Origin of the sequence: Streptomyces sp. WAC07094 (assembly GCF_036320405.1) — a bacterium.
GTDB lineage: Bacteria > Actinomycetota > Actinomycetes > Streptomycetales > Streptomycetaceae > Streptomyces > Streptomyces lannensis.
Genome location: NZ_JAVMJZ010000003.1, coordinates 325,565 through 348,553, shown reverse-complemented (window position 1 = coordinate 348,553; position 22,989 = coordinate 325,565). Strand labels below are relative to the sequence as shown.

The 22,989-nt window shown below is 68.0% G+C and carries 24 protein-coding genes; 13 read left to right on the top strand and 11 right to left on the bottom strand.

Annotation, left to right across the window (positions count from 1 at the left end; genetic code table 11):
* Window positions 1-49 precede the first annotated feature (49 nt).
* The 4 genes from RCR19_RS41015 to RCR19_RS41000 are packed head-to-tail and all read left to right on the top strand — an operon-like array spanning window position 50 to window position 3,872.
* Window positions 50-1,165, top strand: coding sequence for a zinc-binding dehydrogenase (locus RCR19_RS41015; RefSeq protein ID WP_331270186.1), 1,116 nt, complete (start codon window positions 50-52; stop codon window positions 1,163-1,165).
* Complete coding sequence (locus RCR19_RS41010) at window positions 1,162-1,857, top strand: 4-carboxy-4-hydroxy-2-oxoadipate aldolase/oxaloacetate decarboxylase (protein ID WP_331270185.1); 696 nt, start codon at window positions 1,162-1,164, stop codon at window positions 1,855-1,857. Before RCR19_RS41015 ends, RCR19_RS41010 begins: the two co-directional genes overlap by 4 nt.
* Entirely contained in the window at window positions 1,847-2,869 is a 1,023-nt protein-coding gene (locus tag RCR19_RS41005; RefSeq protein WP_331270184.1) for an amidohydrolase family protein, read from the top strand. The genes RCR19_RS41010 and RCR19_RS41005 overlap by 11 nt, the downstream gene beginning before the upstream one ends.
* Before the next feature lie 10 nt (window positions 2,870-2,879).
* Window positions 2,880-3,872 (top strand): ABC transporter substrate-binding protein, encoded by a 993-nt coding sequence (locus tag RCR19_RS41000; protein ID WP_331270183.1) that lies wholly within the window; start codon window positions 2,880-2,882, stop codon window positions 3,870-3,872.
* Between the two features lie 89 nt (window positions 3,873-3,961).
* On the opposite strand, the gene RCR19_RS40995 is transcribed toward RCR19_RS41000, so the two are convergent.
* Window positions 3,962-5,230: an FAD-dependent oxidoreductase gene (locus RCR19_RS40995; protein WP_331270182.1), complete on the bottom strand. Its 1,269-nt coding sequence runs from the start codon at window positions 5,228-5,230 to the stop codon at window positions 3,962-3,964.
* A 172-nt stretch (window positions 5,231-5,402) separates the two neighbouring features.
* On the opposite strand from RCR19_RS40995, the gene RCR19_RS40990 reads away from it, so the two are divergent.
* Both RCR19_RS40990 and RCR19_RS40985 read left to right on the top strand, forming a co-directional pair.
* Complete coding sequence (locus RCR19_RS40990; protein WP_331270181.1) at window positions 5,403-5,822, top strand: nuclear transport factor 2 family protein; 420 nt, start codon at window positions 5,403-5,405, stop codon at window positions 5,820-5,822.
* Between the two features lie 146 nt (window positions 5,823-5,968).
* Window positions 5,969-6,529, top strand: a complete 561-nt coding sequence (locus tag RCR19_RS40985; protein ID WP_331270180.1) for an SUKH-4 family immunity protein — start codon at window positions 5,969-5,971, stop codon at window positions 6,527-6,529.
* A 156-nt stretch (window positions 6,530-6,685) separates the two neighbouring features.
* Here the strand turns inward: RCR19_RS40985 and RCR19_RS40980 are convergent, their stop codons facing one another.
* The gene (locus RCR19_RS40980; RefSeq protein WP_331270179.1) at window positions 6,686-7,492 is read right to left on the bottom strand and encodes an SDR family oxidoreductase; all 807 of its coding nucleotides are present in this window, start codon (window positions 7,490-7,492) and stop codon (window positions 6,686-6,688) included.
* Window positions 7,493-7,744: 252 nt separating this feature from the next.
* On the opposite strand from RCR19_RS40980, the gene RCR19_RS40975 reads away from it, so the two are divergent.
* Window positions 7,745-8,107, top strand: a complete 363-nt coding sequence (locus RCR19_RS40975) for a DUF488 family protein (RefSeq protein WP_331270178.1) — start codon at window positions 7,745-7,747, stop codon at window positions 8,105-8,107.
* 206 nt (window positions 8,108-8,313) lie between these two features.
* Here RCR19_RS40975 and RCR19_RS40970 read toward each other — a convergent pair whose 3' ends face one another.
* Window positions 8,314-9,240, bottom strand: a complete 927-nt coding sequence (locus RCR19_RS40970) for an alpha/beta hydrolase (protein WP_331270177.1) — start codon at window positions 9,238-9,240, stop codon at window positions 8,314-8,316.
* 181 nt (window positions 9,241-9,421) lie between these two features.
* On the opposite strand from RCR19_RS40970, the gene RCR19_RS40965 reads away from it, so the two are divergent.
* From RCR19_RS40965 to RCR19_RS40950, 4 genes are all read left to right on the top strand, one after another.
* Entirely contained in the window at window positions 9,422-10,300 is an 879-nt protein-coding gene (locus RCR19_RS40965) for a helix-turn-helix transcriptional regulator (RefSeq protein ID WP_331270176.1), read from the top strand.
* A 529-nt stretch (window positions 10,301-10,829) separates the two neighbouring features.
* A complete protein-coding gene (locus RCR19_RS40960; RefSeq protein ID WP_331270339.1) occupies window positions 10,830-11,840 on the top strand; it encodes an aldo/keto reductase in 1,011 nt (336 codons plus the stop codon).
* Window positions 11,841-11,902: 62 nt separating this feature from the next.
* The gene (locus tag RCR19_RS40955; protein ID WP_331270175.1) at window positions 11,903-12,322 is read left to right on the top strand and encodes an SRPBCC family protein; all 420 of its coding nucleotides are present in this window, start codon (window positions 11,903-11,905) and stop codon (window positions 12,320-12,322) included.
* 349 nt (window positions 12,323-12,671) lie between these two features.
* Window positions 12,672-13,025: a VOC family protein gene (locus RCR19_RS40950; protein WP_331270174.1), complete on the top strand. Its 354-nt coding sequence runs from the start codon at window positions 12,672-12,674 to the stop codon at window positions 13,023-13,025.
* Window positions 13,026-13,212: 187 nt separating this feature from the next.
* On the opposite strand, the gene RCR19_RS40945 is transcribed toward RCR19_RS40950, so the two are convergent.
* Window positions 13,213-13,635, bottom strand: coding sequence for a MerR family transcriptional regulator (locus RCR19_RS40945; protein WP_331270173.1), 423 nt, complete (start codon window positions 13,633-13,635; stop codon window positions 13,213-13,215).
* A gap of 176 nt (window positions 13,636-13,811) precedes the next feature.
* Here RCR19_RS40945 and RCR19_RS40940 point away from each other — a divergent pair, with 176 nt between their 5' ends.
* The gene (locus RCR19_RS40940) at window positions 13,812-14,768 is read left to right on the top strand and encodes an oxidoreductase (RefSeq protein ID WP_331270172.1); all 957 of its coding nucleotides are present in this window, start codon (window positions 13,812-13,814) and stop codon (window positions 14,766-14,768) included.
* A gap of 40 nt (window positions 14,769-14,808) precedes the next feature.
* On the opposite strand, the gene RCR19_RS40935 is transcribed toward RCR19_RS40940, so the two are convergent.
* On the bottom strand, window positions 14,809-15,996 hold the full coding sequence (locus RCR19_RS40935; RefSeq protein WP_331270171.1) for a lipase: 1,188 nt from the start codon (window positions 15,994-15,996) through the stop codon (window positions 14,809-14,811).
* Window positions 15,997-16,419: 423 nt separating this feature from the next.
* Here RCR19_RS40935 and RCR19_RS40930 point away from each other — a divergent pair, with 423 nt between their 5' ends.
* Entirely contained in the window at window positions 16,420-17,361 is a 942-nt protein-coding gene (locus tag RCR19_RS40930; RefSeq protein ID WP_331270170.1) for a polysaccharide deacetylase, read from the top strand.
* 229 nt (window positions 17,362-17,590) lie between these two features.
* Here the strand turns inward: RCR19_RS40930 and RCR19_RS40925 are convergent, their stop codons facing one another.
* The 6 genes from RCR19_RS40925 to RCR19_RS40900 all read right to left on the bottom strand — a co-directional run bounded on the left by RCR19_RS40925 (window position 17,591) and on the right by RCR19_RS40900 (window position 22,558).
* Window positions 17,591-18,364 carry an SDR family oxidoreductase gene (locus RCR19_RS40925; RefSeq protein WP_331270169.1) on the bottom strand — a complete coding sequence of 258 codons (774 nt, stop codon included), beginning with the start codon at window positions 18,362-18,364 and terminating at the stop codon, window positions 17,591-17,593.
* 213 nt (window positions 18,365-18,577) lie between these two features.
* Entirely contained in the window at window positions 18,578-19,438 is an 861-nt protein-coding gene (locus RCR19_RS40920) for an alpha/beta hydrolase (protein ID WP_331270168.1), read from the bottom strand.
* A gap of 9 nt (window positions 19,439-19,447) precedes the next feature.
* Window positions 19,448-19,879 (bottom strand): hypothetical protein, encoded by a 432-nt coding sequence (locus RCR19_RS40915; protein ID WP_059132644.1) that lies wholly within the window; start codon window positions 19,877-19,879, stop codon window positions 19,448-19,450.
* Between the two features lie 160 nt (window positions 19,880-20,039).
* The gene (locus RCR19_RS40910; protein WP_331270167.1) at window positions 20,040-21,035 is read right to left on the bottom strand and encodes an aldo/keto reductase; all 996 of its coding nucleotides are present in this window, start codon (window positions 21,033-21,035) and stop codon (window positions 20,040-20,042) included.
* Window positions 21,036-21,087: 52 nt separating this feature from the next.
* On the bottom strand, window positions 21,088-21,504 hold the full coding sequence (locus tag RCR19_RS40905; protein ID WP_220296065.1) for an SRPBCC family protein: 417 nt from the start codon (window positions 21,502-21,504) through the stop codon (window positions 21,088-21,090).
* A 43-nt stretch (window positions 21,505-21,547) separates the two neighbouring features.
* A complete protein-coding gene (locus RCR19_RS40900) occupies window positions 21,548-22,558 on the bottom strand; it encodes an aldo/keto reductase (protein WP_331270166.1) in 1,011 nt (336 codons plus the stop codon).
* Window positions 22,559-22,989: the final 431 nt, after the last annotated feature.

Below are 22,989 nucleotides of genomic sequence, written 5' to 3'. Positions count from 1 at the left end.
ATAGACTGTCGTTCCGGCGGGACATCCCCGAACGTGAGGAGACGACGTCATGGCGGAACAGGTGCTGTCGGCGGTAAGAACGGCGCCCGGCCGGACCGAGCTGCGGGAGTTCCCGATGCCGGACATACCCGAAGACGGAGCCCTGTTGAAGGTCGAGGTGGCGGGGATCTGCGGCACCGACGTGAAGATGTACGCAAAGCCGCCGTTCACCGACCCCGTGATCATGGGACACGAGAACGTGGGCGTCATCGCGAAGGCCGGCCGCACCTTCACCGAACGCAAGGGCCTGGCCGAAGGGGACCGGGTGTTCGTCGAGCACTACGTCGGCTGCTATCGCTGCGAGTGGTGCCACCGGGGCGAGTACCGCCACTGCGAGGCCACCGACTGGCGTACCAACACCGACGCCCGCCGCTACGGCTACACATCGGCGAACCACCCGTACCACCTGTGGGGCGGCTTCGCCCAGTACCTCTATCTGCCGTGGAACTCGGTCACCCACCGCGTGCCCGACGGGGTGTCGGCCGAACTCGCAGGGCTCGTCACGCCGTTGTCGAACGGCATCGAGTGGGCGTTGGTCACCGCGGGCGTCGGCTACGCCTCCACCGTCCTCATCCAGGGCCCCGGACAGCAGGGGCTGTCCCAAGTCGTCGCATGTAAGCAGGCCGGTGCCTCCCTCATCATCGTCACCGGCACCACCCGGGACGCGGCGCGCCTGTCCCTGGCCCGCGAGCTGGGTGCCGACCACGTCATCGACATCACCCAGGAGGACGCCCTCTCCCGCGTCCTGGACATCACCGGCGGGCGCGGGGTCGACGTGGTCCTGGACTGCACCGCGGGCGCGGGCACCGCACCCGTGCTGCTCGGCATCGACGCACTCAAGCGGCGTGAGGGCACGATGGTGGTCCAGGGCGAACTGGCCGCGTTCCCCGACTTCCCCATGAAGAAGCTGACGGAGAAGTCGATCGCGCTGAAAAGCGCTCGCGGCCACAGCTACCGCTCCTGCGAACTCGCCCTGGAGCAGCTCGCATCGGGCCGCTTCCCCCTGGAGAAACTCAGCACCCACAGCTTCCCCCTCACCGAGGTCGACCGTGCCATCCGCACGGTCGGCGGCGAGAGCGGCGAGGACGCCGTGCACGTCTCGCTCCTGCCCTGGGCGGCCGCATGAGCATCGTCGTACGCGACCCGGTTCGCGCCGAGCGGGCCACTGTCGACGCCCTGGCGGCGTTCGGCGTGGCCACCGTCCACGAAGCCCAGCACCGCACCGGGCTCCTCGACCCCGCACTGCGTCCCGTGTGGCCGGGCGCGCACATCGCGGGCACCGCCGTGACGGTGAGCGTGCCGCCCAGCGACAACTGGATGATCCATGTCGCCGTGGAGCAGTGCCGGGACGGCGACATCCTCGTGGTCTCCCCGACCTCGCCCTCCCAGGCCGGCTACTTCGGGGACCTGCTTGCCACCGCGGTCTCCGCGCGCGGTGTGCGCGGAGTGGTCATCGACGCCGGCTGCCGTGACGTGGCGGAGCTGCAGCGAATGGGATTCCCCGTATGGGCGCGGCACATCAGCGCGTTCGGCACGGTCAAGGAGACCCTCGGTGACGTCAACACCCCCATCGTCTGCGCCGGACAGCACATCCGGCCCGGCGACGTCGTCGTCGCCGACGACGACGGTGTGGTCGTCGTGCCGCGGCACGACGCCCGGGCCGTGCTCGACGGCTGCCGGGCGCGGGAGGAGAAGGAGGCCGTCAGCCGCAAACGCTATGCGAACGGCGAGCTGAGCCTCGACGTCAACTCGATGCGTGAGCGCCTGGCCCACAAGGGCCTGACCTACGTCGACCGGGAGACCGCGGATGATCATTGATGTACATGGCCACTACACCACGGCACCCCGGCCCCACCAGGCCTTTCGCAACGCGCAGCTGGCCCGTCTCGCCGACCCGTCGCTGCCTGTCCCCGAACCCGCCGCGATCAGCGACGACGCCATCCGGGAGAGCGTCGAGACCAACCAGCTGAAGCTGCTGCGGGAACGCGGCGGCGACCTGATGCTCTTCTCGCCGAAGGCATCCGGCATGGAACACCATGTCCCGGACCCGGCGACCGCACGTACCTGGGCGCGGGTGAACAACGACCTCGTCCACCGGGCCGTCGAGCTGTTCCCGCGGAACTTCGCCGCCGTGTGCCAGTTGCCCCAGACGCCGGGCGGTACGCTCGACGACGCCATCGCCGAACTGCGCCGCTGTGTGGACGACCTCGGGTTCGTCGGCTGCAACCTCAACCCGGACCCGTCCGGCGGCCATTGGACCTCGCCCCCGCTCACCGACCCGTTCTGGTACCCCCTGTACGAGACGATGGTCGAACTGGACGTCCCCGCGATGATCCATGTCTCGGCGTCCTGCAACCCCAACTTCCATGCCTTGGGCGCCCATTACCTCAACGCCGACACCTCGGCCTTCATGCAGTTCGCCGAGGGCGACCTGTTCGCCCGGTTCCGCGCGCTGCGGTTCGTGATCCCGCACGGCGGCGGTGCCGTGCCGTACCACTGGGGACGCTACCGCGGTCTGGCCGTCCGCCTGGGTCGGCCGGACCCCTCCGACCACCTGATGAACAACGTCTTCTTCGACACCTGCGTGTACCACCAGCCGGGCATCGACCTGCTGCACCGCGTGATCGGAGCCGACAACATCCTGTTCGCCTCGGAGATGCTGGGCGCCGTGCGCGGCGCGGACCCGCAGACCGGCATCGCCTGGGACGACACCAAGAGCTACGTCGACCGGGCGGGACTCGACGACGAGCAGCGGCACAAGGTCTACGAGGCCAACGCCCGGCGCGTGTACCCGCGTCTGGACGCACGCCTGACAGCGGAAGGCAGGTGACGACCACCCCATGTCCCGACTGCAACTCACCTTCGCCTGCGGCGACTACGACCGCACGCGCGCCCTGGAGGAGGGCACCGTCCGTCCCGACGGCATCGATCTGACCTATCTGCGGCTGCCCGTCGAGGAGACGTTCTTCCGCATGATGCGCCACCAGGAGTTCGAGGTGGCCGAGCTGTCGCTCTCCTCGTACGTACTGTCGTTGCGCGCCGATCCGGCACCCTTCGTCGCGCTGCCCGTCTACACCTCGCGCATGTTCCGGCATGGCTCGCTGTACTGCCACACCGACGCGGGTATCTCGGCCCCCGAGGACCTGCGGGGCAAGCGCATCGGCACGCCGGAGTACCAGTTGACGGCCTGTGTGTGGATGCGGGGGATCCTGGCCGACCGGTACGGAGTGCCCTTCGACTCGGTCAGTTATCTGACCGGCGGGCAGGAGACGCCCGGCCGCATCGAGAAGGCGGGCGTGGAACTGCCGGACTCGCTGCGTATCAGCCGCATCCCCGAGGACAGGACCCTGGCCGAGATGCTCGCCGAGGGTGAGATCGACGCGCTGTGCACGCCGCGGGTACCGAGCCCGTTCGTCGCCGGGGACCCGCGTGTACGGAGGGTGTTCCCGGACGTCGTCGCCGCCGAGAAGGACTACTACGCCGACACCGGGATCTTCCCGATCATGCATGTGGTGGTGATCAGGCGGGATGTCTACGACCGCCATCCCTGGGTCGCGCAGTCCCTCTACAAGGCCATGCTGGCGGCCAAGGACGCGGCGTACCGCAACCTGTACGACACCTCCGCCCTCCGCTTCATGCTGCCCTGGCTCACCCCCCAACTGGAGGAGGCGCGCGCCTTGCTGGGCCAGGACTACTGGTCCTACGGCCTGGAGAGCAACCACGAGACGCTGACCACGTTCCTGCGCTACCACCACGAGCAAGGGCTCTCGGAGCGGCTGTGGCGCCCGGAGGAGCTCTTCGCCCCCGAGTCGCTCGAATCCGCGGTGATCTGACGGCCGTCGTTCGAGCAGAAGAGGCGTGAGGCAGTCAGCCTCACGCCTCTTCGCATGCCCTCTCCTCAAGAAGGCGAGGTGTGTGGTGTTCAGGAGGACGGCACCACGGCCCGCCCGGTGGTCAGCAGTGCCTTCAGAGGAGTGCCGTTGTCACCGGCGACACTCGCCGGGACGGTCGTGCCCTGGGTGAGGGCCTTGCGTACCGCCATGTAGTCGGCCGGGCTGTTCACCGCGTCGATCGCGAGGAGTTCGTCCTGCCGGTAGTACAGGACGGAGAACCGCTCGCTGTCCGGGTCACCCCGCACCACGTGCTGGTCGTAGCCGCCCGACAGGCCGGCGATCTGCAGTTTGAGATCGCCCTGATACGACCAGAACCAGGGCACCGCCCGCTGCGGCGCCGGAGTGCCGAGGAGCGTTGCCGCGGCGGTCGTGGCCTGGGCCACGGCGTTCTGCACGGACTCCAGCCGTACCCGGCCGAGGCCCGTCACGGGGTGCGGCTGCACGGTGCAGTCCCCGGCGGCGACGACATGCGGATCGCTGGTCCGGGCCCCGGCGTCGACGACGATGCCGCGGTCGCACTCGAGCCCGAGGTGCTCGGCGAGCTCGGTACGCGGGAGTACTCCGACACCGATCAGCACGAGATCGGCCGGCAGCCGAGTGCCGTCGGCGAGCCGCACTCCGGTGACGCGCCCGCGTTCGCCGTCGAATCCCGCCACGGCCGCGGACAGCAACACCCTGGTGCCGCGCCGGACATGTGCCCGCCGGTAGAACTCCGAGACGACGGGCGCCACCGCCCGCGAGATCAGCCGATCGGCGGCCTCGACGACGGTGACGTCCTTGCCGAACCCGCGGGCGACCGCCGCCGCCTCCAGCCCGATGAAGCCGCCGCCCACGACCACGACCCGCGACGCGGTGGTCAGCCGTTGCCTGAGGTGCGCGGCGTCGTCACGGTCGCGCAGATAGCGGATTCCGTCGAGTTCGGCGCCGGGCACGGCGAGCCGACGGGGTCCGGCCCCGACGGTCAGGGCGAGCCGGTCGAAGGCGAAGACACGTCCGCTCGGGGTCTTCGCGCTACCGGATCCGGGGCGGCCGGAAGGGGAGAGGTTGACCTCGGTGACGCGCTCGCCGGGGACGAGGTCGATGCCGGCATCGGTGTAGTAGGACGGTGTGCGAAGGGCGAGTGATTCCAGGTCCGTCTGGCCGGTCAGGAACTCCTTGGACAGGGGCGGCCGCTGGTACGGCGGATGGATCTCCTCACCCACCAGGGTGATCGGTTCGGTGTCTCCCAACTGCCTGAGTGACACGGCAAGTTGGAGTCCGGCCTGGCTGGCGCCGACGATGAGCGTTCCGCCCGACATTGCGTGGCCCCTCTCGACTCCCTTTAATGTCAGACCATTATACCAAGCATGCTGGGTCGGTGGGGCCCGTCGGCTGGAGGCCTGCGCCGCTCGTTTGCCGTGCGCGGCGCCGCAAGTTATGTTTGACAGGCATGTCAAGCATTTCGACGGTACAGCGCAACTGGAGGATTTCGTGGGGTACTCGAGCTCTACCGAGGTGGTGGAAGCCTTCTGGAACGAGGTGTGGAAGGCCCGGAACCCGGACAAGGTCGACGATTTCGTGGTCGAGGACTTCGTCATCACGAGCGGCGGCGAGCGCATCGAGGGCCGGGAGAACTTCAAGGCCTGGGTGCGGGACTTCCTCGGCAGGATCGACGACTTCAGGTTCGACGTCATCGAGACCTTCCAGAACCAGGACGGGAGCCGGGTCGCATCACGGTGGCGAGTGAGCGGCAGGAACAACGGCGTCCTGGGCACGGACCCCGACCAGCGGCCGATCTCCTTCACCGGAACGGCCGTCTGGGCCGTGCGCGAGGACGGAAAGCTGCTGCACAACTGGGTGGAACGCGCCGCCTGGGAGCTGTACCAGCGATTGACGGAGCCTCGGGTCTAGGGTTCGCCGAGGGGTCCGGTACTCCGGGAGCCGCGGGGAGCCGAAGCAACGGTCACCATCCGGTCAGGGACGAGCCCGACACGTGGATGCAGCCGGGACGGCCCGACAGGATCGTGTCGCCGCAAGCGACCGACGAGGGGCGTGTGATGGTGACGCATGACGGGCTGACGAGGTGGGCCGGCAGTGGCCACGTCATACGGGCGGACCCAGAGGTCGTGGCTCGGTGGCGCATTCCCGAGCGCATGAAGGCGCTGCTCATCGCGGTAGGTGTCCCGGTGACTCCCCGCCTGATCGAGCGAGTCGTGATTCAGCGCGAGGATGAGCCGGTTCTCCAGACGCCTCGCGGCCCGCTCTACCGTCTGACGGAGCATGCCGACCTTGGTGTGCCGACCGAGCGGTCGTCGTTCGGCGTCGAGCCGGAGACCGGAGCGGTCTACTACGTTGCGCGGGATGGCGCGGCTTGCTTCGCCAACTCCACTGTCGATCTATGGCTTCAGACTCTCCACTGCTACGGCGGCCACGTTACGGCCTCTGAACTCCTGAGCGAGCCGGACGACCCCGAGGAATACTTCTCCGAAGACGAGGAAGAACGGGCCCTGGCCGAGTTGAGCCACCTTGCTCGAGCGCTCGAAGAGATCGACCCGGCCGCCTTCAAGGGCTATACAGGGTTCCTCTGGCCGGCACACCTCGACCGGTGGCTCTACTGACCACTGGTCGACGCCGACGCCACACGTCATCGGGGGACATCTCTCAGGAGGACAACTCGTTCGCCGGAGGCAGGGCAGGACGTCGACATGAGTGGCGGTTCCACTCGCGCGTACCCGATTCCCGGCTCTCCGCGAGCGGGGAGGCGACAGCACAGGTCACCCGCTGCGCCGCGGAGCGTAACGCCCGGCGATGACGCCGCGCAGCCCGGCCGCATCCCGCAGAGCGAACTGAAGTGTGGCCACTTCCTCCCACGACGCCATATCGGGAAGTGTCGGAATGCAGACGAGCTCCCCCTGGTCCAGCCCGTCGAGCGCGGCCCGCACCAGATCGTCCGCATCGACGAACGACTCGTCGGGGAACAGGGACGAGGTCCCCGCGGCTTCGAAGAACTCGGTGCGCACGGGACCGGGCAGCACGACCTGGACACGGACGCCGGTGGCCGCCACCTCCTGCTGCAGGGCGAGGGAGAAGTGCAGGACGTAAGCCTTGGACGCTCCGTAGGCGGCACCACGCGGCGGCGGACGGAAGGCGCCGATCGAGGACACATTGATGAGCGTTCCAGAGCCGTTCCCGCCGAACGCGAGCAGCGCGGCGCGGGAAAGACGCGTCAGGGCCGTCACGTTGACAGCGATGAGGTCGTCGAGCGTCCCGGGGTCCGCCTCGCGCAGCGGCGCCAGTCCGCCCAGGCCGGCGGCATTGACCACGACGGCGAGGCCCTTGTGCTCGAGAACGGCCGTCTCGACGCGGGCGAGGTCGCTCGCGTCCGCCAGATCGGCCCGCAGGACGGTGGCTCGCCGACCCGTGTCATGGTGGATGGTCTCTGCCAACCGAGCGAGCCGATCGGGGCGACGGGCGACCAGTACGGGGTCGTAACCCCGCCGCGCCAAGTGTTCGGCGTACGCGCGGCCGATTCCCGAGGACGCACCGGTGATCAGCGCGGCCTGTCCGTGGTGGTTGTGCATGGTGACCTTTCGGACCGCGGCTTCATTCGCTGACTGAGAGTAGTCATCCGCCTCGGCTCGTTGTCGGACGTCGACGGGTGCCGTCCCCGTGGTGTCGGGAAGAGGTCTCGCTGACCGTCCGGCGACCACGCGCGCCGAACGATCGGCGACCGCAGGGGCCGAAGCCCCATCTGAGGCAACAGCCGACTTCGATAAAATGGAGGCGTCGGACAGTTGCATTGAACGGCCCGAGGTGATGTGGAGGGCGCCGTCATGACCGAACGGATCGCCTATCGGCGGGTCTACGAAGAGACGTCCCCGAAAGACGGCAAGCGGGTTCTCGTCGACCGTGTCTGGCCGCGGGGCATGCGCAAGGAGGACGCTCACCTGGACGAGTGGCTGCGCGATGTGGCCCCGTCGAGCGATCTGCGCCACTGGTACGGCCACGATCCCGACCGGTTCACCGAGTTCCGCCGACGCTATCTGGCGGAACTGCGCGACGCCGGACACCGCGAGGCGGCCGCACACCTGCGAGATCTGGCGGCACACGACAGGCTGACGCTGCTCACCGCCACCAAGGACGTGGACCACAGTCAGGCCGCCGTACTCGCCGAATGGCTGGGCCGCAAGCGCTGACACGGACCGGTTCGGTCACTCCGACCGATCGCGGACGAACCCGGTGCCCTGCCCGGTGGCCAGGTGTCTCCGGCCGGACCGGGCCGAGCAGCCCCGCCGGATGCGGGCGACTGCCGAGCGGCTGCGCGTCGACCGAGGTGAGGTCCACCGCGATCGCAGCCGCCGACAGATCCGCCGTCAACTCCCGCACATGCCGGCCCCGCCCGCTACGCGGCCGGGCCGAGGCCCTCGGCGAAGAACCCGTCGAGTTTGTCGATGGCGAGGTCCACGTACTGCTTCTTGTCGTAGAGGTCGGCATGGCCGGCACCGTCGATCCACAGCAATTCCTTGGGCCCAGTGGCGAGTTGGAACGCCTCGATGCTCATCCAAGCGGTGACTGCGCGGGTCCCGGCGATCATGAGCATGGGCCGCCGACCGATCAGGGGGACCGGGGCGAAGGCGTCGAAGGCCGCCATCCTGTCGATGCTGGACCATGTGAAGAAGCTCGCGGAGCGGGCGTGCTGGGCACGTGGTGTGCGGTAGTAGTCAAAGCCCTCGGCGCCGTGCTCGCCGCCGAGCGCGCGGGCTTGTTCCGCGGTCTCGGGGAACAGCGTCAGGACCGGAGGTTCCTCACCACGGGCCTCCGCAGTGCGTGCATGGGCGGCGGCATCCAGCATTGACTGGAAGACGGCCGGGTCCTGGGTGCCGTCGGCTCCCAGGCGGAACTGCCGGGCGACATCGACGGCGCTGACGGTGCCGACGGCCTTGATGCGGTGATCACTGGCCGTGGCGGCCAGCGCGTATCCCCCGGAGGCGCAGATGCCGAGCGCGCCGATGCGGTCCGTGTCCACTTCGCCACGACTGGTGAGGAAGGATACGGCGGCCTTCAGATCCTCCACCCGTTGGGCGGGGTCTTCCAGGCCGCGGGGCTCGCCACCGCTCTCGCCCTGGTAGGCCGCGTCGAAGGCCAGCGTGACAAAACCCCGCTCCGCAAGGCGCCGCGCGTACAGCCCGGCCGTCTGCTCCTTCACGCCGCTGCCGGGGTGACCGACGACGATCGCGGGACGCGGACCCGCTGTCGGTGTTTCGGGGAGGTAGAGATGGCCGACGAGCGGGATGCCGGCGCTGTCGAAGGTGACATCGGTCTTCGTCACAGGATTCTCCGTGGTGCAGTTTCAGGACCGGCCGTACCCATCCGATCGGCCGTGTGCCCAGCACTGTCCCGGGCACGTCTCCACCGTCGGTGAAGGCCGGGGCGCGCAAAAGAGGCGAGTTCGTGCCTGGGGAAAAACCTGCCCCCCTTGTCCCCGCGCTGCTCGCGCGACAATGAGGAGCATGACTTCGGCATCCGACCCGCGTGCTCTCGGAGCCTTCCTCAAAGCGCGCCGCGCACAGTTGGCACCGCTCGACTTCGGCCTGCCGCAGGCGGACTCCGCCCGCAAGGTCGCGGGGCTGCGCCGCGAGGAGGTCGCCCAGCTCGCGGCGATCAGTGTGGACTACTACACGCGGTTGGAGCAGGGCCGGGTCCGGGCGTCCGCCTCGGTGCTCGCCACTTTGGCGCGGGCGTTGCGCCTCGACGACGATCAACAGAGGTATCTGTACGAACTCGCGGGCAGGACCGACGCGCGGCCGCGTCGCCGACGGACGGCGCAGCGTGTGCGCCCCGCGATGCAGCGCCTGCTCGACCAGCTCACGGAAACGCCTGCCGTCGTGCTCGGCAAGCGTATGGACATCCTGGCCTGGAACATCGCCGCCGCGGCCCTCTACAGGGACTTCTCGTCAATTCCGGCCGGTCGGCGCAACTACGTGCGCCTGCTGTTCACGGACCCGATCGTCCGAGACATGCACCTGGAGTGGGCGCATGACGCCCGCGACGCGGTCGCCGCACTGCGTATGGAGGTTGCGGCAGACCCGGATGACCCCGAGCTCGCCCGGCTCGTCGGTGACTTGTCCGTCCAGGACGCCGACTTTCGCTCCTGGTGGGCCGAACACCGCGTCATCGCCTCCAGTTACGGCACCAAGCGCTACCGGCACCGCCTGGTCGGTGAACTCACCCTCGACTGCGACACATGGAGCAGCCCGGACGGATCGGGGCAGCGCCTGATGGTGTTGACCGCAGAGCCGAGCAGTCCGTCGTACGACGCCTTGCGCATCCTCACCTCGTGGACGGCCGAGGAGCCGAGCGAGAACGTGACGGAAGGCCGGAACCAGTGACCGCTGGGTCGCCTCCGGAGTAGATCGCCGCATCGGCCTCGCTCGCGACCGCAGTGCCGGAGCCCGGGACCGCTCTGGCGCGGGGTTCGGCGTGTGTCCTGGCGCGGGGCGACCCCTGGTCCGTTCCTATCGAGGCGGCCGTAGACGACACCTCGGACGCGACCCGCAGTCCTGACGTTTACGTTCTGTGGCCAACTATATACGAACAGCAACCACCGGGTGCCGGGCGGCGATAGTTCCACATAGCCATTATGCAGCGTTTGCAATAGAGCGCGTCTGCAATTAATGTCGTCCGCGGTAAGACGTTGGTGCGCCCGTCTCCGCTCCGAAGGGGCCGGAGAGCCGAGCGGCCCTCATGACGGGGACCTTCGGACAGGTTAGGGACCATCCGTTTCCGTCCTGACGTCGGAGCGGGCCCGGCGAATCGCTCGGAGTCATCGGCTCCGACGGCGCCCAAGGTCGAACGATCAGTTTCACAAGCGTCCCAGAGGTGTTCGCACTCTGGGCAGTCACCCGAAAGGGCATCCACATGCCGCTCAAGGACATCCTCCCGGGCCGGATCGGCTACGGCGCCGCTCCTCTTGGCAACATGTTCCGCGCCGTCCCCGACGATCAGGCCCGCGCCACCCTTCAGGCCGCCTGGGACCAGGGCATCCGCTACTACGACACGGCCCCGTTCTACGGCGCCGGCCTTTCCGAGCTGCGCCTTGGCGAGTTCCTGGCCGACAAGCCGCGTGACTCCTATGTGCTGTCCACCAAGGTCGGCCGTGTCATCCTCGACGAACTGGAGGAAGGGGCTCGCGAACTGGGCGAGAAGGGCGGCGTCTTCGAGGACGGCCTGAAGAACAAGATCGTCCACGAATGGACCGCCGAGGCAACCGAGCGTTCCATCGAGGACTCCCTGAAGCGTCTGCGCACCGACCGGCTCGACGTCGTGTGGGTGCATGACATTGCTCAGGACTTCCACGGTGACCTGTGGCTCCAGAAGTTCGAGGAGGCCCGCACGGGAGCCTTCCGCGTCCTGGACCGTCTTCGTGACGAGGGAGTCATCAGGGCCTGGGGTCTGGGCGTCAACAAGACCGAGCCGATCGAGCTGACGCTGGGACTGGACGAGCCCCGCCCCGACGGGTTCCTCCTCGCCGGCCGCTACACCCTCCTCGACCACGAGCACGCCCTGGAACGCGTTCTCCCCATGGCTCAGGAGGCGGGTGTCGGCATGGTCGTCGGCGGCCCCTACAGCTCGGGAGTCCTCGCCGGTGGCAAGCACTTCGAGTACCAGCCCGCCTCACAGGAGATCCTCGCGAAGGTCGACACCCTGAAGACGCTGGCCGACAAGCACGGAGTGAGCCTCAAGGCCGTGGCCCTGCAGTTCCCCCTGGCCCACCCGGTGACCGCTGCGGTCGTAGCGGGCGCCACCCAGCCGAGTCGCATCGCCGAGGACCGCGCCGCCCTCAACGAGGCGATCCCCGCGGAACTCTGGTCCGACCTGCGCGCCACGCGTCTGGTCTCCGACAAGGCCCCCCTGCCGCACGGCGCCTGATCATGCGTCAGCGCCCTCACCCCACTGCCCACAGGGCGGTACGAGTCAAGACAAGGAAGCACATGGCATCCACATCGGTCAGCCGGATCGTCCCGGCGTCCGGGGAACGCGTCTGGGACCTCATCGGCGGCTTTCACGCCCTGCCGGACTGGCTCCCGTACATCAGCGAGAGCACCGCACTGCAGGGCGGCCGCGTCCGCAGGCTGACCAACCCCGACGGCGAAGTGATCGTCGAACGGCTGGTGAACGCCAACGAGCAGGAGCGGCACTACAGTTACGCCATCCTGGAAGCGCCCTTCCCGGTGACGGGTTACCTGTCCACCCTGCGTGTCTTCGACGTCCCAGGACGGCCGGACACCGCCGAGGTCGTCTGGAGCGGCCGTTTTGTGCCCCAGGGTGTCAGTGACGCCGAGGCCGTTCAGTTGTTCACCGGCATCTACCGTGACGGACTGGACGCTCTTCACAAGGCTCTCTCCGGCTGATAGCCGGTGGATGACAGTGTGCCTCGCCGGCTCGCCATGGTCCGCACTCAGTGTCTCCATCGGGCACCGGGGGATACGGGGGAGTCAGGCTTGGACAGGACCGTGACGGTGATTTCCCAGTCGGCGCCGACTCGATGTGGACGCCCTGTCGCTGTGCCCATGGAGAGTGACGGGGCCTCCGGACGACCGATCGCCGCGGGACTTCCACGGTCCGCGTGTCTGCACCGCCAGGACAACGCTGATGCCGTGGTCCGAGAGCGGGGACCTCCCGCACGATCGATACGGGGTTGTGAAGCGGGTGATGGTGTGGTGTCTGCCCGCACGATCACCGTCCTGGCATGATGGCGACATGGAACGTGTGCTTGGAATCGGCGGATACTTCGTGCGGGCCACCGACCCGGGGGCGCTGGGCGCGTGGTACCGGGACTGCCTGGGTCTGGACGCCGATGAGCACGGCATCTGGCATCAGGAACCAGGGATGACGGTGTTCGCGACGTTCGAGTCCGAGACCGACTACTTCGGGTCCCGCGCCCAGCAGAACATGCTCAACTTCCGGGTCCGTGACCTGGACGCGATGCTCGCGCAATTGCGTGCCAAGGGAGCGGACGTGGCCGAGGAGACCCAGGACATGGAAGGCGTCGGTCGATTCGGTTGGGTCACTGATCCCGAGGGCAATCGGCTGGAGTTGTGGCAGCCCGCCTGACCGCGTCATCACACAGACTTGGGGCAGGTCCGGTAACCATCCGGGTCGGTGAAGTGCGGGCATGTGCCGAACCCCGGTGCAAAGGGCCCCACTTCACCTTCTGTGGAATGTCTCGGGAGACCCACGGACTGCCTGGTCTGCGTCGGTCATCGAGTGTCGCCCCGCTCAACACGCCGTATCCACGGTGCTATCGACGGACATCGGCCTCTTGCGGACCAGCCGTGGCTGAGGGCGAAGCGACTCCGGCTTTCTCCCAGGCGTGGATATACGACTTGATCGAACGCTGGTTGCGTTGCAGCACGTCGATCCGTCGTTCGATGCTGATGAGCTGACGCCGCAGTCCGTCCAGATCCTTGTCGTCCACCGGGCACGACTCAGCTTCCGTTCCTTCCTTCGCGGCGTCGAGACAGGGCAGGACCTCGCGGATCATCTCCGTCGTCAGGCCGGCTTCGAGAAGCTCACGGATCTGCAGTACCCGATCGATGGCGGGCTCGCCGTAGGTGCGGTAACCGTTGCCGCTCCGGAACGGATGCAGGATGCCGACCTCTTCGTAGTAGCGAAGCAGTCGCGTCGCGACACCCGTCTTCTCGGACAGCTCTCCGATCTTCATATCGCTCTCCTCGACCAGTCATCCATACCGACGGTGCGCCCCACTGGACACGGATGGGCGACCTCGTCGTCGGCCGCTTGACCTTCACACTAATGGAAAGGTTTAGCTTTCTCGACATTCCCAGACCTGCGGAAGCGGGTCGATCGAGATCGTGTCCAGGAATGTGAGATCAAGAGATGACCACGGGTTCCACAACGAAAGCGGGCAGGCGCAGCGGCGGTGGGTGGACCACGGACCGTATGACCGACCAGCAGGGGCGCACCTTCGTCGTGACGGGTGCGACCAGCGGTCTCGGTCTGGTGACCGCGCGTGAGCTTGCGGCGCGCGGCGCGCGGGTATTGCTCGCTGTTCGTGATGCTCCCCGGGGAGACGAGGTGGCCTCCTCGCTGCGCAGCGCATATCCAGGCGCCGACGTGGAGGTGCGGCAGGTCGATCTGCTGAATCTCAGGTCGATCCGCCGGGCGGCCGAGGAAATCGACGAGGAAGAGGCCGTCGACGTCCTGATCAACAACGCGGGCATCTCCATGGTCGAGCACTCCGTGACCGAGCAGGGTGCCGAGCGCCATCTCGCCGCGAACCACCTTGGCCACTTCGCGCTCACGGCGCTGCTGGAACCGGCGCTGCGCAGGTCGCCGGCACCGCGCGTGGTCACCGTGACGTCCTACATGCACGAGAAGGGCGAACTCGATCTGGAGGATGTCGCGTGGCGGCGAAGGTACACACCTATGGCCGCCTATTCGGCATCGAAGCTGGCCAACGCGGTCTTCGGGGCGGAGCTCGCCCGGCGGGAGCAGTCGTCCTCGGCGCCGATCACCAGCGTCCTCGCGCACCCCGGCTACAGCAACACGCCGATGCAGAAGAAGGGCAGCGGGGTCATCGGGATCGCCATGCGCGTCTCCGGCAAGCTCTTCGCGCAGAGCCCGGAGATGGGAGCCCTGCCCCAGCTCTTCGCTGCGACCGAGCCCGATCTCGCGGGCGGCTCGTACGTCGGCCCTGACGGTCGGGGTGGACGGTCCGGACATCCCACCCTCGTCCAGCTGTCGGCGGCGGCACGCGATCCGGAACTCGGCCGCCGCCTGTGGGAGCGCTCGCAGCAGCTGACCGGCATCCGCTGGCACACGGCCACAGTATGAACGTGCGGTACACGGTCCGAGAGGGCTCCGGTGCCGGTTGTCAACCGGCGATGTACTCGATCCCGGGGTAGCGCGGCGCAGCTCCCCACAGCAGATGCCGGGTGTCCCGGCGGTCGCGCAGTTGGAGATCGAAGAAGGCCCGCACGGTCGCCCGTACGGCGGCCACCGCCCGGTCGGCGGGGATCGTCCCGATCTGCAGAGTGTTGCGCACCGCCTCGGGGATCTGCGGTGCGATGGCCACGATGTCGGTGAAGGAGTTGTGGTCCGCGTCCGCGAGCCGCAGACAGCGGTGCCAGTCCTTCAGGTGCCCCCAGAACGGCTGCCAGGACCCGTCCTTGTTCAGCCCGTCGTGGACCGCGGTGTCCATCAGTAGGAACGGCCGGTCGAGACCGTGCTCGATCACCGGCCCGTACAGCGCGCCGTCCATATCGATACCGGCCCGAACCCGCCTGTCCAGATACATCACGGACGCCGACGCGGCGCCGCCCCGGGAGTGTCCGAAGGCGCCGACCCGCGTGAGGTCCAGTGTTCCGTGCAGCCCGCGCGGGAGGGGGCGTCCCTCGGCGTCGGGGTTGCCGCCCCGCTCCAGCACGGTCAGCTGGTCGAGGACGAACCGCAGATCGTCGGCGCGCAGCGCGACCGCGGCCGTGCGGGCCTCGTCGCTCGCGTCGTCGGGGCGGTTGACCACCACACGGCCGTCCGGGAACTCCACCTCGCCCGAGTCGTAGGGATGGTCGACCGCGGCCACGACATAGCCCCAGGACGCCAGTTCCTCGATGACCAGCGTGTTGTAGGTGCGGTCCGACTGGTAGCCCGGAGAGTGGAGCAGCACCGGCCTGCGGCCCGGCCGGGCCGGGGCACGGTCCGCAGTGTGGGTCTCCGGGAGAGCGTAGCCGTCCACCGCACCTCCGAAGCGGGCCTTCAGGGCCCGTTCGGCACCCGCCGGCAGCCAGGGCAGCCTCGCACGGTCGCACACGCTGGCGGCCGGGTATGTCACCGTCACCATCACCTCGCGCGCCTGCCCCGACCAGGGGTCGGTTCGCGACGGGTCGACCAGGTGCAGCTCCACGGCGCCCACCGGCGCGGGACCGGTCGGCCCGGCCAGCCGGATGGGGATGAGCTCGGCCGCCATCGCGGGCGTGGACACCGACAGGGGAACGGCGGCTGCGGCTGCCGCTGCGAGGCCGCCGGCTATGAGGCAACGTCGATTCGGGCGTACGGGACGCACTGCGCTCCTTCCGTGACCGGGCCCGAGGCGCACGGTGAAAACGGCAAAGGGGGACGCCATCGTCCGGCCTGCTCATCGTCAAGTGCCTTGAAGTCTAGATCACTTGGCGCGGGAGACCAGATTATCCATCGGTTCTCACCGTTCCCTACCGGTGAACGCCGTCGCTGCCTTCGCCGTCCGCGCGACGTCCTTCGACCGGACCGTGCCGCCCATCGAGGCGGGTGTTTGCGGGCGCTGTCGGCGGCGTCGAAACATTGCCGACGAACGGGTGGGGGCGCCGAACACCTGTGGAGCGTCAGCAAGAGGGGTACATGTGTCCGCGCAGTGCGTTGAAAAAGGGAGCCGCCCGAGGCGTTGGATGGTCCAGGCCGGAATCCTGGGACTCCAGACCAGGGAGCACGTCAAAGGAAGCGGGAGTTGGTCATGGCGGAGAAGCACGAAGGTCCGGCGGACGTGGGCGGGGATCCGTGGCAGTGGACCGAGGCCACCTGGCGGGGGCATGTGGAACGGGTGCGAGCCGGACGCTCGCTGGCTCCCGCCGTGTGGCCGCAGGGTGCGCGTGTGGCCGTAGCCCTCTCCTTCGACTCCGACCACGAGACCCCCGCACTTCGCGACGGGGAGACACGCCCCGGCAGGCTCGCCCAGGGCGAGTACGGATCCCGGGTGGCCGCGCCCAAGATCCTCCGTCTGCTCGGCCGGCACGCGGCCCCCGCCACGTTCTTCATGCCGGCCGTCTCCGCCCTGCTCCATCCGGAAGAGGCCCGAGCATATGTGTCAGAGGGCCACGAGGTCGGAATCCACGGGTGGATCCACGAGCGCAACATGCTGCTGACGGCCGAGGACGAAAGGGAGCTGCAACAGCGCAGTGCCGACACGTTGGAGCAGATCACCGGTGTCCGTCCGGTCGGTATCCGCACCCCGTCGTGGGACTTCTCCGACAACACCCTGCGCATTACCCGCGACATGGGGCTGCTGTACGACTCGTCCCTCATGGCGGACGACGACCCGTACGAACTCGTGGAGGACGGTCGGCCGACCGGGATCGTGGAGATTCCCGTGGAGTGGATTCGCGACGATGCTCCCTACTTCATGATGGAGCGCTATGCCGGCCTGCGCCCCTACACACCGCCCCGGTCGGTGCTGGGTATCTGGCGGGACGAGTTCGACCAGGCATACCGCGAAGGTGGCGTCTTCCAGCTCACGCTGCATCCCCATATCATCGGCCACCGCTCACGCCTGGTCGTGCTGGCCGAACTCCTCGACCACATCACGGCGCATCCCGGTGTCTGGTTCGCCACCCACGCAGACATCGCCCGGTACGTCGCGACCCAGGCAGGCATGGACACCCGGTACGACCCCGCATAGGACGCGGCACCCGCACGGTTCCTTCCCCGGTTCCCGGAGAGGACTGCCGACAGCGCATCGCGCCTCTTCGCGGTTGTAGGCGATCGGCTTGTCGGCACCGGCCGCCCGGCGCCCCGAGCGGCAGGGCGGAACACTTCGCCCGCTGTCGTGGCACCGGCTGAGCCGGACCGGTCGGCATCACCGTTGAGCACCTCGAGCGGGCGGCTGCGGCACCTTGTCGCAGTGCCGCTCAGGGGAAGATGGTGGGGACCAGGCCGCCGTCGACGCTCAGTGCCGCACCTGTGGTCGCCGTCGACTGCTCCGATGCGACATAGGCGATCAGGTTCGCCACTTCCTCCGGCCGGATCAGTCGGCGGAGCAGCGACGTCGCGGCGCGCCCGTCGGCGACGAACCGCCGTTCCTGCTCGGCGGGGTCCAGGCCGGGGTACAGCTCTGCCCACATCTCCAGGACACCGGAGCTGAGGGTCGGGCCCGGCAACACGCAGTTGACGGTGACCCCGGTGCCTGCCAGCTCCTGGGCCATTCCGCGCGAGACCGCCAACTGGGCGGTCTTGGTCATGCCGTAATGGACCATGGTCGTGGGGGTCTGGATTCCGGCTTCACTGCTCACGAAGATCACCCGTCCCCAGCCGCGGTCCTTCATGCGCGGCGCGTAGTGCCGTGCCAGGCGCACCCCGGAGAGCACGTTGATCCGGAAGTACCGCAGCCATTCCTCATCGGGGATCTCGAATACCGGTTGGGTGGAGAAGATGCCTGTGTTGTTGACGAGGATGTCCACATCGGGCAGTTCCTCGATCAGGGCGGCGGCACCTTCGTCGCTGCTGACGTCTGCTGCGATCCCACGGGCTCCGAGTCGTTCGGCCGTCTCACTGACGTGGTCCGCGTTTCGACCGTTGACCACGACGTCGGCTCCAGCGGATGCCAGCGCTTGTGCAGCGGCCTCGCCGATACCGGCGGTCGAGCCGGTGACCAGTGCGATGCGTCCACTCAGATCGATCTTCATCAGCCGGGCTTCCCTTCGATGGCGGCGCGGCCCTCGGCGCTGCGGGCTGGTGGTGTGGAGCGCGGGCCGGTGATGGAAGGCGAGGGATCAGATGTGGGGGAGACGGATGGGCGGCACACTCGCCGATGGCCGTGCCCGGTCGGCCGCGTGTACACCCCCCGGCACATCGAGTCGTCCCCGCCAAGGGTGCAAGAGCGTTCCGCGGCCCCGTTTTCACGTGTCTGTTCGTTCGTGGATGTGGTGGAGTGCCAGGTTGAGGTACTGGGCGAAGCGCGGGTAGTTCTCGCTCATCGGGAAGTGGCCGATCTTCTTCATCTCGATGAACTCCGCTCCGGGGATGGCGTTCGCGGTACGGCGACCGTCCTCGGGTGTGGTGAGGTAGTCGTACTCACCGGTGAGCATGATCACGGGGCATCGCTCGCCGTCGATCTCGCTCAGGCGGTGCCGTAGATCGTGGTCGACGGAGTAGAAGTACAGGTCGCCCTTGAACGCCTCGGATCCCTGGGTGTAGTAGAACCAGGTGGCCCAGCGGTCCTGATCAGGCGACTGCGGAGCCATGAGGTCCCAGACGCCGCTGGCGCACACCTGGGCGGCGTTGGCGTGGGGGTGCTGCCACCAGTCGAGGTAGAAGCCGGGGGAGTAGTCGGCTCCTTCGACAGGGATGACCGCCTTGAACCGGTCCGGATGTCGCAGGGCCAGTTGCAGCGCGACGTTCCCTCCGAACGACGAGCCCATGAAGATCGGGTTCTCAAGCTCGAGGGCGTCGCAGAAAGCGACGACGAACGCCGTGAAATGGTCTGCGGTGAGCCGGTATTCGTCCTTCCACCACTCCTGGTTCAGCGGAGGGTCGGACTTGCCGTGACGAGCGAGGTCATAGGCGATCACCCGGTACCGGCCGGTGATCTGCTCGTCCTCGAGCAGGCCCCGCCATTGGTGGTTGTGGCAGCCCGCGGTGTGCTGGCAGACGAGCGGCTGACCTTGCCCGTTCTCCAGGTAGAAGACCTTGTACTCGGCGTCCTCCACATCGATGGTGACGTAATGGCCGGTCACCGGGGAGATCCTGCCGCTGGCCATGGGAACACCTCACCTTCGTGCGTCTCGGCGGGCAGTGTCCCGGCCTGCGCCGCCGAGTGGGCCCGTGATCCGGAGCAGCTCCAGCTGCCGGGTCACGCAGCGCAGGTTCTGCATGAGGACGAGCAGGTCGCCCTCCAGACGCATGCCGCGCCGGAACGTGGCCGCCCAGATGCCGTGACACATGGGTGGGGGGACTTCCTGGCAGAAGCCGTGCCAGGTCTCGGCATCGGCGCGGATCGCGAAGTCGTACGACGAGAGAGGCTCGGGATCGGTGACCAGCTCTTCGACCGTGCCCTTGTGCATCCGCACCAGGAACCGATGGTGCTCCATGTCCAGCAGGAAACTGCAGGAGTAGTACTTGCCGTGCGCCTGCAGCTCCGGGTCGCCATTGCTCAGCCTGCGGAACTCGCCCACCGCATCCGACGTGGTTGGTGATGTCATGCCCATCCCTCGGGGTGTTGTCGCTCGGGCCTCGGGGCGAGCCCAGCGCTGTGAAACGGGGCGTTCCTTTTCTCAGCTTGCACGCTGCCTCCCGCTCCGCAATCCGAGCGTGTGCCGTGCGGGATACCGAGGGATGCCGAGCGCTTCGGCATGTGCTCGATCATCTGGCGGGCCGATGCAGGGCGAGGTCGGCCTCGCTGAACCGGCCGGCGACCAAGTCGGCCTGGTGCCAGTGGGGATAGATCAGGTCCGGCGCACTGACCCTGTCGAGCCGGTCGACATCCTCGTCCGCCAACCGCACATGAAGGGCGCCGAGGTTGTCGGCCAACTGCTCGTCCTTGCGGGCACCGACGACGACGCAGGTGACGCCCGGCTTTGCCAGTAGGTAGGCAAGGGAGACCTGAGCGGGGGAGGCGTCATGCGCGGACGCGATGTCGACAACGGTCTCGATGGTGTCGTACAGCTTGTCCTCGTTGCGCACGGGGGGCTCGGACCATTCCGTGACATGCCGGCCGTCGGGGGCGTCCTGCCCACGCCGGTACTTGCCCGAGAGCAGTCCGCCCGCCAGCGGGCTCCACACCATGATGCCCAGTCCCTGATCCAGTGACAGCGGCACCAGCTCGTATTCGGCGTCACGCGACTCGAGCGAGTAGTAGATCTGATTGCTGACGAAGCGCTGACAGCCGTGCGTGTCGGCGACACAGAGCGCCTTCATGAGCTGCCAGCCCGAGTAGTTGGAGACCCCGAGGTAGCGGACCTTGCCGGAACGCACCAGCAAGTCGAGCGTCTCCAACGTCTCTTCGAGCGGGGTGAGTCCGTCCCACTGGTGCACATGGTAGATGTCCACGTGGTCGGTCCTCAGACGACGCAGAGTTCCCTCGATCTGCTCGAGGATGTGAGAGCGGGACAGGCCTTCGTCATTGGGTCCCTCGCCCATCGGCAGGCGCACTTTCGAGGACAGCAGCACACGATCGCGCCGGCCCGCGATCGCCTGACCGAGGATGTCCTCCGCGGCGCCCGCCGAATACATGTTGGCGGTGTCGACGAGGTTCACGCCCGCATCGAGGCACATGTCGATCTGGCGCCTGGCGCCGGCCACGTCGGTGTGGCCGACATTTCCGAAGACGTCACTGCCGCCGAAGGTCATGGTTCCCATGGCGAGCACCGAAACCCGCAGGCCGGACCGGCCCAGTTGCCTGACTTCCATTTCAGCCGAGTGCCTTGTGAAGGGAGTCGAGGCCGTCGCGGTAGATGCCGGTGAAGAGGGTGACGACTTCTTCGTCGGTGGCTCCGTCGGGGACGAAGCGTCCCGACCACTGCACTTCGGCGGTGTCGTCCCGGCCCGTGATCGAATGCACCCGCAGTGTGGAGATGTAGTCGACCACGGGAAAAGGCGCCTGTGCGATGGCGTAGCTGTAGCGGCGTTCGGTGTCGTCGAAGTCCACCAGACGCTCGATGATGACGTCACCGTCGGGGTTCTTCAGCTGCCGGACGCGTCCTCCCTCCAGGAGAGTGCTCTCGGGGATGTAGGGGAGCCAGTCGGGCAGGGAGCCGAAACCGCCGATCAGTTTCCATACGCGTTCGGGAGACGCGGGTACGAGTCGGCTTACGGATGTGGATGCCATGGTGTTTCCCTCGGGCTTGTCGGTCGACTCTGACGGGTGTCCATCAGGCACCTTCCGGGAGAGGCGCCTGAGGGCTGACCAGACCGGACTGACGCAGGTCGACCCAGAAGCCGGCGGGGATCTTCTCCTGGACGGCAGCTATGTCCTCGGCGATACGACTGGGCTTCGTGGCGCCGGGAACGGCGGCGACGGAGACGGGGTGGGCGAGGGAGAACTGCAGGGCGGCGGCTTTGATGCTCACCGCGTACCGGTCGGTGATCTCCCTGATGCGCCGCACCTTTTCGACGATCTCCGGGGAGGCGTCCGCGTACTCGAAGTGGGTGCCACCCGCGAGTATCCCCGAGCTGTAGGGACCTCCGACGACCATGCCCACCCCTTGCTCTGCGGCCATGGGCAGCAGTCGTTGCAGTGCGTGTTCATGGTCGAGCAGGGTGTAACGTCCGGCCAGCAGGAAGCCGTCGGGCTGGGGCTCGTCCAGGGCGAGGGTCAACTCGATGGGTTCGGTGCGGTTGACGCCGAGTCCCCAGGCTCTGATGACACCCTCGTCGCGCAGGCGGGACAGCACGCGGAACGCGCCGGTACGCGCCTCCTCGAACTTCTGCAGCCACGCATCACCGTGGAAGTCCTGTGCGATGTCGTGGACCCAGACGATGTCGAGCCGGTCGACGCCCAGTCGTGTCAGGCTTCCTTCGAGGGAGCGCTCGGTGGCCTCTGCCGTCCACTCGTGCACGATCTTGTTCTTGCGGCCGTGCTCGAAGAGGGCGCCCTTCTCGCCCAGGTCCCGGGCGCCGACTTCCTCCTCGTCGAGGATGATTCGACCGACCTTGCTGGACAACACGTACGCGTCGCGGGGCTGCTGCGAGATCACCTGGCCCAGCCGTAGCTCGGCCAGACCGGCACCGTAGAGCGGGGCCGTGTCGAAGTAGCGGATGCCCTCGTCCCATGCTGCCTGCACGGTGGCGCGCGCCTCGTCGTCCGGGACCGCGCGGAACATGTTGCCCAGTGGTGCGGTTCCGAAGCCGATCCGGTCGGGGATGATCTCTCTGAGCTTCACGGCGGTGTCCTTTCGAAGCTGCTTCGTGGTGGTGTCCGGGGGTCCGGGGTGTGTCGACAGCTCTGCGACCGGAGGGTCGTCCGCCGGGCCGTGATTTCCGACGTGCGGATGTCTGTGTATGAGCCCGAGGACGGTGAGAGCGACGAGACTCGGCGCGCGCTCCGGCCAGGCGGCCCGAACCGCCCGCCGCCCGCCACGACCGTGATTGACGCAGGGCCGGCTGTCGGCGCTTTGCCCGTGCGACACCGAGGGTCCAGGGCGGCCCGTCGGTGAGGGAGCCGCAAGGCCGGGCCGACGTGCTTGGGTGGCCGGCCACTCACATCGCGGCGTGCCGGACCGAGGAGCGCAGCACAACGAGCCGGAGCGGTTGGACGCCACGACAGGCCGTGACGGCGAGTACCACCAGAGCGCCACGGCAAACGCCGGTGGGC